This window comes from Hydrogenophaga sp. (genome assembly GCF_048549895.1).
In the GTDB taxonomy this organism is placed as follows: Bacteria; Pseudomonadota; Gammaproteobacteria; order Burkholderiales; family Burkholderiaceae_C; genus Hydrogenophaga.
This window is the reverse complement of sequence record NZ_JBLYYB010000042.1, coordinates 1-7,410: the sequence shown is the minus strand read 5'-3', so window position 1 is coordinate 7,410 and position 7,410 is coordinate 1. Positions and strand designations below refer to the sequence as shown.

Annotated in this window: 8 protein-coding genes and 1 pseudogene; 4 read left to right on the top strand and 5 right to left on the bottom strand. The window is 66.2% G+C overall.

Annotated elements, in window-relative coordinates:
- Nucleotides 1-346: 346 nt before the first annotated feature.
- Nucleotides 347-982, bottom strand: a complete 636-nt coding sequence (locus tag ACN4F8_RS04005; protein WP_419472361.1) for a Smr/MutS family protein — start codon at nt 980-982, stop codon at nt 347-349.
- 61 nt (nt 983-1,043) lie between these two features.
- On the bottom strand, nt 1,044-1,718 hold the full coding sequence (gene radC / locus ACN4F8_RS04000) for a RadC family protein (protein WP_419472362.1): 675 nt from the start codon (nt 1,716-1,718) through the stop codon (nt 1,044-1,046).
- 132 nt (nt 1,719-1,850) lie between these two features.
- Between radC and ACN4F8_RS03995 the strand changes: the two genes are divergently transcribed.
- Genes ACN4F8_RS03995 through serS form a run of 3 tightly spaced genes read left to right on the top strand, consistent with a single transcriptional unit; the run spans nt 1,851 to nt 4,627 of the window.
- Nucleotides 1,851-2,297, top strand: coding sequence for an FKBP-type peptidyl-prolyl cis-trans isomerase (locus tag ACN4F8_RS03995; RefSeq protein ID WP_419472360.1), 447 nt, complete (start codon nt 1,851-1,853; stop codon nt 2,295-2,297).
- Complete coding sequence (gene ispH / locus ACN4F8_RS03990; protein ID WP_419472359.1) at nt 2,297-3,268, top strand: 4-hydroxy-3-methylbut-2-enyl diphosphate reductase; 972 nt, start codon at nt 2,297-2,299, stop codon at nt 3,266-3,268. Before ACN4F8_RS03995 ends, ispH begins: the two co-directional genes overlap by 1 nt.
- Nucleotides 3,269-3,307: 39 nt before the next feature.
- A complete protein-coding gene (gene serS, locus ACN4F8_RS03985) occupies nt 3,308-4,627 on the top strand; it encodes a serine--tRNA ligase (RefSeq protein WP_419472358.1) in 1,320 nt (439 codons plus the stop codon).
- Between the two features lie 14 nt (nt 4,628-4,641).
- Here serS and ACN4F8_RS03980 read toward each other — a convergent pair whose 3' ends face one another.
- Both ACN4F8_RS03980 and ACN4F8_RS03975 read right to left on the bottom strand, forming a co-directional pair.
- A complete protein-coding gene (locus ACN4F8_RS03980) occupies nt 4,642-5,430 on the bottom strand; it encodes a dioxygenase (RefSeq protein ID WP_419472357.1) in 789 nt (262 codons plus the stop codon).
- A 42-nt stretch (nt 5,431-5,472) separates the two neighbouring features.
- The gene (locus tag ACN4F8_RS03975; protein ID WP_419472356.1) at nt 5,473-5,928 is read right to left on the bottom strand and encodes a DoxX family protein; all 456 of its coding nucleotides are present in this window, start codon (nt 5,926-5,928) and stop codon (nt 5,473-5,475) included.
- A gap of 120 nt (nt 5,929-6,048) precedes the next feature.
- Between ACN4F8_RS03975 and ACN4F8_RS03970 the strand changes: the two genes are divergently transcribed.
- Nucleotides 6,049-6,966 (top strand): LysR family transcriptional regulator, encoded by a 918-nt coding sequence (locus ACN4F8_RS03970; protein ID WP_419472355.1) that lies wholly within the window; start codon nt 6,049-6,051, stop codon nt 6,964-6,966.
- 56 nt (nt 6,967-7,022) lie between these two features.
- Here ACN4F8_RS03970 and ACN4F8_RS03965 read toward each other — a convergent pair.
- Nucleotides 7,023-7,410: pseudogene (locus tag ACN4F8_RS03965) on the bottom strand (hypothetical protein); the annotation flags it as partial.

The following is a 7,410-nucleotide window of genomic DNA, read 5'->3' as shown; positions in this document are numbered from 1 at the left end:
GCGCAAACACTCAAAGCTAGACTTCCTCAGCCCAGTCGACTTTGAGCAAGGCTTAATGGGCTAAGCAAACCGTCCGGGAAACTGGGGGAAGCCCAGTATCGACTTAGCGCTGTCGCAAAGCGACGCGCCAACGGCATGCAGTTTGGACATCAGTGGAGACGCGTCATTCGTGAGAATGGTTGCATATTTGTTGACGGCAACATTGAAGAAAGTTGGACGTTGTTCATGCCAAACGAGCAGCTAGTACACGCATGTGGAATCAATCCGACACCCTCACGACTGCATCGTTACAAGAAGCACTTCTCGATCGCATTCTAGGACTGCACTTCAATGAAGATGCCATTTCTCACCCCGACCTGAGCAATACCACCAACGCCCCAGCCCCACCCTCAGCCGGCCTCGCCTGCACAAACGCCATCACCTCGCTCTTCTGCACCAGCCAGCGCAGCACGCGGTTTTTCAGCACCGGGGTGCGGCCGGGTGAGCCCAGGCCTTTGCCGTGCACCACGCGCACGCAGCGCAGGCCTTGCTGGTGGGCTTCGCGGATGAAGCGGCCCAGGGCTTCGCGGGCTTCGTCGGTGCGCAGGCCGTGCAGGTCGATCTGGCGCTGGATGCTCCAGCTGCCTTCGCGCAGTTTTCGCATCACATCCGACCCGATGCCGGGGCAGCGGTAGCTCAGCATCTCGTCGGTGTGCAGCAGGGTCTCGATGTCGAATTCGTCGCTGAGCGCTTCGCGCATGACCGAGGCTTCGTCGAGTTGGCGCTGCACCGGCAGGGGCTGCACCGGCACCGGGCGCGGCTCGATGCGGCCCGGGTCCCCGATGGGCTGCACCGGCCCCACGGCCAGCGCAAACAGGCGGCGCTCGCGTTCGCGCTGCAGTTCGGCCTGGCGCTGGGCTTCGCGTTGCGCGGCCTCGGCTGCAGCACGCTCGGCCATCACGCGTTTGAGCGTTTTCAGATCGGCCAGCGTGTTGACTTTCATGCGGCGATTGTGACGGAGCACCTCCGCGCGTTGCCCGGGCGCCGAGATCAACCCCGCGGTGTCAGATGAGGCCCATTTCGGCCATGGACGCGGCGTGGTTGCGGGTGACGATGAAGTGGTCGAGCACCTTCACGTCCACCAGCGCCAGGGCCGACTTGAGGGTGGCGGTCAGGGCTTCGTCGGCGCGCGAGGGCAGGGCGGTGCCGCTGGGGTGGTTGTGTGCCAGCACCACGGCGGCGGCGTGGTGGTGCAGGGCGCGCAGCACGACTTCTCTGGGGTACACGCTGGTCTGCGTCAATGTGCCGCGAAACAGCTCTTCGAGCGCCACCAGCCGGTTCTGCGTGTCGAGGAACAGCACCGCAAACACCTCGTGCTGGCGACCACCCAGCTGCAGTTGCAGGTATTCGCGCACCGCCTGGGGGTTCTCCATGAGGGTTTTTTCCTGCAGGCGCTGGGTGAGGGCGCGGCGGGCGAGTTCGAGCACGGCGAGCACCTCGGCGCGTTTGGCCGGGCCCAGGCCCTTGATCTGCTTGAGCGCCTCGGCGCTGGTGTGCAGCAGGCCGGCCATGCCGCCAAAGTGCTCCAGCAGCTCCTGCGCGAGCTGCACCACGTGTTTGCCGCGGATGCCGGTGCGCAGCAGCAGCGCCAGCAGTTCCACGTCGCTGAGTGCTGCTGGCCCGCGGGCCAGCAGTTTTTCGCGCGGTCGCGCATCCAGCGGCAGGCTTTTGAGTCCCACCATGACAAGGCCATCCATTCGGTTTCCTCCCTGAGTCAGCCCGCTTTTTACAATACGGGCACAACGCCTTGCGCGGAGTCCCGGTTCGGGGCTCTGTGCGCCACACTCCCCACCATGCTCTGCACCCCGCTCATGCCCCACGTCCAAGAAGGCTCTTTCCTCACCCTGCACTACCGCATGTCCGGTCCGCAGGGGCAGGTGATCATCGACACCTTTGCCGGCAAACCCGCCACGCTGAGCCTGGGCATGGGTGAACTCTCGCCCGCGATCGAGCAGCGTCTGATGGGCCTGGAAGAGGGCACCCGCACCACCATCGAGCTGGCCGCGGGCGAGGCCTTTGGCGAGCGCCAGCCCGAGATGGTGCAGTGGGTGGCGCGCAAGCTGCTCAGCGAATTGGGCGATCCGCATGAACGGTATGTGGCAGGCGACGTGGTGCAGTTTCCCACGCCCGATGGCCTGGGCAGCTACGCGGGGTCGGCCGTGGAGGTGCGCGAAGACGGCGCCGTGCTGTTCGATTTCAACCACCCGCTCGCCGGCCAGCCGGTGCGGTTCGAAGTGCAACTGATCGGGGTGCTGTGATGCCGAAGTCGCAAGAAATTGTTCTCGCCGAGCCGCGTGGTTTTTGTGCCGGGGTGGACCGTGCCATCGAAATCGTTGAACGCGCGCTCACCAAGTTTGGCCGGCCCATCTATGTGCGCCACGAGATCGTGCACAACACCTATGTGGTCAACGACCTCAAGGCCAAGGGCGCGATCTTCATTGAAGAGCTGTCCGACGTGCCGGCGGGCGCCACGCTGGTGTTCTCGGCCCACGGCGTGAGCAAGGCCATTCAGGAAGAAGCGCAGCGGCGCGGTTTCCACATTTTTGACGCCACCTGCCCGCTGGTGACCAAGGTGCATGTGGAGGTGGCCAAGCTGCACCGCGAGGGGTTCGAGTTCATCATGATCGGCCACAAGGGCCACCCCGAGGTGGAAGGCACCATGGGCCAGCTGGACAGCGGCATCCACCTGGTGGAAGACGTGGAAGACGTGGCGCACGTGGCGCCCGCGCAAACGGCCAAGCTCGCGGTGGTGACGCAGACCACGCTGTCGGTGGACGACGCGGCCGAGATCCTCAATGCCGTGAAGGCGCGGTTTCCGCAGGTGCGTGAACCCAAGCAGCAGGACATTTGTTATGCCACGCAGAACCGGCAAGACGCCGTCAAGCTGCTGAGCCCGCAGGTGGACATCGTGATCGTGGTGGGCAGCCCCACCAGCTCCAACAGCAACCGCCTGCGCGAGGTCGCCATCAAGCTCGGCACGGAGAGCTACATGGTCGACAGCGCCGACGAGCTGCAGGCCGAGTGGTTTGAAGGCAAGCGCCGCGTGGGCCTGACCGCTGGTGCCTCGGCGCCCGAGATTCTGGTGCGCCAGGTGATCGAGCGCATCAAGGCGCTGGGCGCCATCTCCGTGCGCACCATGGACGGCCTGACCGAGACCATCAAGTTCCCGCTGCCCAAGGGCCTGAAGATGGACGGCGAAGACGCCGCGCCGCTGCAGCACCTGCGCTGAGCCACCGGGGCGCCGCGCCCCCAAACCTACAATCGCCGCATGCTAGACATCGTTCAACTGAGAAAAGACCTCCCCGGGGTCGTGGCGCGGCTTGAAACGCGCAAGAGTCCCCAACCGTTTCTGGACGTGGCCGCCTACCAGGCCCTGGAAACCGAGCGCAAGACGCTGCAGACCCGCACCGAAGAGCTGCAGAGCCAGCGCAATTCGCTGAGCAAACAGATCGGCATGCTCAAGGGCAAGGGCCAACACGCCGAGGCCGACGCCGTGATGGCGCAGGTGGGAGCGCTCAAGGCCGAGCTCGATGCATCAGCAACCCGCCTTGAAGTGATCCAGGCCGAGCTGCACACCCTGTTGCAGGCTGTGCCCAACCTGCCACACGAGAGCGTGCCGGTGGGCAGCGACGAGCATGGCAACGTGGAACTTCGCCGCTGGGGCACGCCCCGCGTGTTCGACTTCACCGTGCGTGACCATGTGGATGTGGGCGAAAAGCTTGGACTCGATTTTGAAACTGGCACCAAGCTGGCCGGCTCGCGCTTCACCTTCATGCGCGGCCCGCTGGCTCGGCTGCACCGCGCGCTCGCTCAGTTCATGCTCGACGTGCAGACCCAGGAACACGGCTACACCGAGTGCTACACGCCCTACATCGTCAACGCCGACACCCTGCGCGGCACCGGCCAGTTGCCCAAGTTTGAAGGTGATTTGTTTGCCGTGAAAAAGGGCGGCCAGGAAGGCGAGGCCGTGCCCGACATGCAGGCGCTCTACCTCATCCCCACCAGCGAGGTGACGCTGACCAACGTGGTGCGCGACACCGTGTTGGCCGAGGCCGAGCTGCCCATCAAGCTCACCGCACACACGCCGTGCTTCCGCTCGGAAGCCGGCAGCGCCGGGCGCGACACGCGCGGCATGATCCGCCAGCACCAGTTCGACAAGGTCGAGATGGTGCAGATCGTGCACCCCGACACCAGCTACGAAGCCCTTGATGCCATGACGGGCCACGCCGAAGCCGTGCTGCAGAAGCTGGGTCTGCCCTACCGCGTGCTGGCGCTGTGCACCGGCGACATGGGCTTTGGCGCCACGCGCACACACGACCTGGAGGTGTGGGTGCCCGCGCAAGCAACCTACCGCGAGATCAGTTCGGTCTCCAACTGCGAAGCCTTCCAGGCGCGCCGCCTGCAGGCGCGATTCAAAAACGCGCAAGGCAAGAACGAACTCGTGCACACGCTCAACGGCTCGGGCCTGGCGGTGGGGCGCGCTCTGGTGGCGGTGCTGGAGAACTTCCAGAACGCCGACGGCAGCGTGACCGTGCCCGAGGTGCTGCGTCCGTACATGGGTGGGCTGGAGCGCCTGACCCCGGCCTGAGCCCAGCTTGAGTCTCAGGGCCGCGCGGGGCCAAAGACGAAAGCGTCCATCGACAGCACGCCGTGCGTGATGCCGCCGTCGATCACGCGCGCAGGCACCGCATCGCCCGCCGCACCGGCGGCCACCAGCAGCGGCAAAAAGTGCTCGGTGGTGGGGTGTGCACGCTGGGCGTGGGGCGCGATCTCCAGCGTGCGCTGCAGGCGCGCACCGTCACCCTGCTGCACCGCCTCGCGCACCCAGGCCACGAACTCGGTCGCATAGGCCTCTTCATGCCCGTGCCCGGCGCGGAACTCGTGCAGGTTGTGCGTGAGGCTGCCCGAGCCGACGATGAGCACGCCCTCATCGGCCAGCGGCGCCAGGGCCTGACCGAAGGCCCAGGCACCGGCTGAGTCCAGCGTGGCGGGCAGCGACACCTGGAACACCGGCACGTCCGCGTCGGGGTACAGGTAGAGCAGCGGCACCCAGGCGCCGTGGTCCAGGCCGCGGCGCTCGTCGCCCTGTGCGCTCCAGCCCGCTTGCTGCAACACGGCCAGCGCGCGCTGTGCCCGTTCGGGGTGGCCGTTGGCCGGGTAGCCGATCTCGTAGAGCGGCTGCGGGAAGCCGCCGAAGTCGTGGATCGTGGGTGGCAGCCTTGAGAGGCCCACCCGTGCACCCTGCGTCATCCAGTGCGGGGAGACGATCAGCACGGCTTCGGGCCGGGGCAGGGCGCGGCCCAGCGCGCTGAGTTGCGGCCCGGCCAGGCCAGGCTCCAGCGCGAAGGTGGGTGCGCCGTGGGACACAAAAACGGTGGGCAGGCGGGTCATGCGGGTCTCCTGTGGCGCCAGGCGCCGTGGGGTCAACAAGGTTCAGTCGGCGCGGCGGGCCAGCGTGGCGTCCACCGAGGCCTTGCCGCCACCGCTGATGAGCAGCGACACCGAGGCAGCCAGCAAGGCCAGCGCGAATTCGTAGCCGTTGTTGGCCATGAAGAGGCCCTTGTCCAGGTGCACCGTGGCAATCGCCACCACCATGGTGACGGCCAGCACGGCGGCGGCCGGGCGCACCAGCAGACCCAGCAGCAGGGCCAGGCCACCGAAGAACTCGGCCGAGCCGGCCAGCAGCGCCATCAAGTAACCCGGGCTCAGACCCAGCGAGTCCATGAACTGGCCCGTGCCTTCCAGGCCGTAGCCACCAAAGGCGCCAAACAGTTTCTGCGCGCCGTGGGCCACAAAGATGATGCCGATGGGGATGCGCAAGGCCAGGGGTGCCCAGCCGGCGCTGGTGGACAAAAGGCGTTGCAGGGGAGATGTGGTCGTGGTGTTCATGGTGGGTTCCTTGGAAAAAGGGGTTGAAAGTGAAGCGGTGACTGGACTTTAGAAGTTTCATCAGACAAGATAAACATGATTGAATGAGACTGACTGTTCCTGAATTTGAGACAAAACCAGATGGACCGATTTGAAGAAATGCGCGTGTTCGCGGCGGTGGTGGACGCCGGCAGCTTCGTCGGCGCGTCCGACGCGCTGCCCATGTCCAAGGCGGCGGTCTCGCGCCACGTGGCCGACCTGGAGGCGCGCCTGGGTGTGCGCCTGCTGCACCGAACCACGCGCAAGCTCTCGCTCACCGCCGAAGGCGAGGTGTTCCACGCGCGCTGCAGGGAGGTGCTGTCCACCGTGGACGAGGCCGAGGCCGAGATCACCTCGCGCAGCGGCGAGGCCAGCGGCCTGCTGCGCATCAACGCGCCCTTCACCTTCGGCCTGCTGCACCTGGCACCGCTGTGGGTGGAGTTCATGGCCATGCACCCCAAGGTCACGCTGGACGTGACCCTGTCCGACCGCATGGTCGATCTGGTGGACGAAGGTTTTGATCTCGCGGTGCGCATCGCCCGCCTGCCCGATTCCACCCTCATCAGCCGCCAGCTCACCAGCACGCGCCTGGTGCTGTGCGCCTCGCCCGGCTACCTGCGCCAGCACGGCACGCCGCAGCACCCGTCGGAGCTGGCGCACCACGCGGTGGCGGCCTACAGCCTGTTTTCCATGGGCGAGAACTGGGTGTTCACCGGACCCGACGGACCGGTGGCCGTGAAGGTCTCACCGCGCCTGCGCAGCAACAACGGCGACACCTGCCGCATGGCCGCGCTGCGCCATCTGGGCATCGTGCTGCAGCCCTCGTTTCTGGTCGGGCCCGACCTGCAGGCCGGCACCCTGGTGGAGGTGTTGCCCGACTTTCGTTCGCTGGAGCTGGGCGTCTACGCGGTCTACCCCTCGCGCAAGTTCGTCTCGCCCAAGGTGCGCCTGCTGATCGATTTTCTGTCCGAGGCCTTCAAGATGCAGGCCTGGCCTTCATTGCGCTCCCCGGCGCACTGACATCACAGCCCCTCGCAGCCGTCCTGCGATACCGATCGACCAACGACTGGCGGTCTTCAGTGGGCGCCGACGAAGCGCGTGCTTTCGAACGCGCGGGACCCGCCGCTGGCGCGGTATTGAGCCCATGCCAGGATCATCATCATCGACACAAAGCCACCGGCAATCAGTGCCGGGTAGGCCGCGAGGATCTCGGTCAGGGAGTAGGCCCAGTTGAGCGGTTTCCCCACCCCCAGCGCCGCCGCGTAGAACCACGACACCGCAGAAACGGCACCGGCGAACACGGCAAAACTGCGCTGCGAGAACGACATGTTGAGCAGGGAACCGGCCTTCGCCATCAGCGGCAACACGCGGTGGTGCAGCAAGACGCCGTTGAGCGTCAACAGGCAGACCACCGTGATCTTGGCCTGCAGCTTGGGGTTGGCGAAGTACGCCCAGCCCTTGAAG

Coding starts and splice junctions, on each gene's coding strand:
- ACN4F8_RS04005 (WP_419472361.1), bottom strand. CDS start 982: ATGAAAGTCAACACGCTGGCCGATCTGAAAACGCTCAAACGCGTGATG.
- ACN4F8_RS03995 (WP_419472360.1), top strand. CDS start 1,851: ATGCCCCACGTCCAAGAAGGCTCTTTCCTCACCCTGCACTACCGCATG.
- ispH (WP_419472359.1), top strand. CDS start 2,297: ATGCCGAAGTCGCAAGAAATTGTTCTCGCCGAGCCGCGTGGTTTTTGT.
- serS (WP_419472358.1), top strand. CDS start 3,308: ATGCTAGACATCGTTCAACTGAGAAAAGACCTCCCCGGGGTCGTGGCG.
- ACN4F8_RS03980 (WP_419472357.1), bottom strand. CDS start 5,430: ATGACCCGCCTGCCCACCGTTTTTGTGTCCCACGGCGCACCCACCTTC.
- ACN4F8_RS03975 (WP_419472356.1), bottom strand. CDS start 5,928: ATGAACACCACGACCACATCTCCCCTGCAACGCCTTTTGTCCACCAGC.
- ACN4F8_RS03970 (WP_419472355.1), top strand. CDS start 6,049: ATGGACCGATTTGAAGAAATGCGCGTGTTCGCGGCGGTGGTGGACGCC.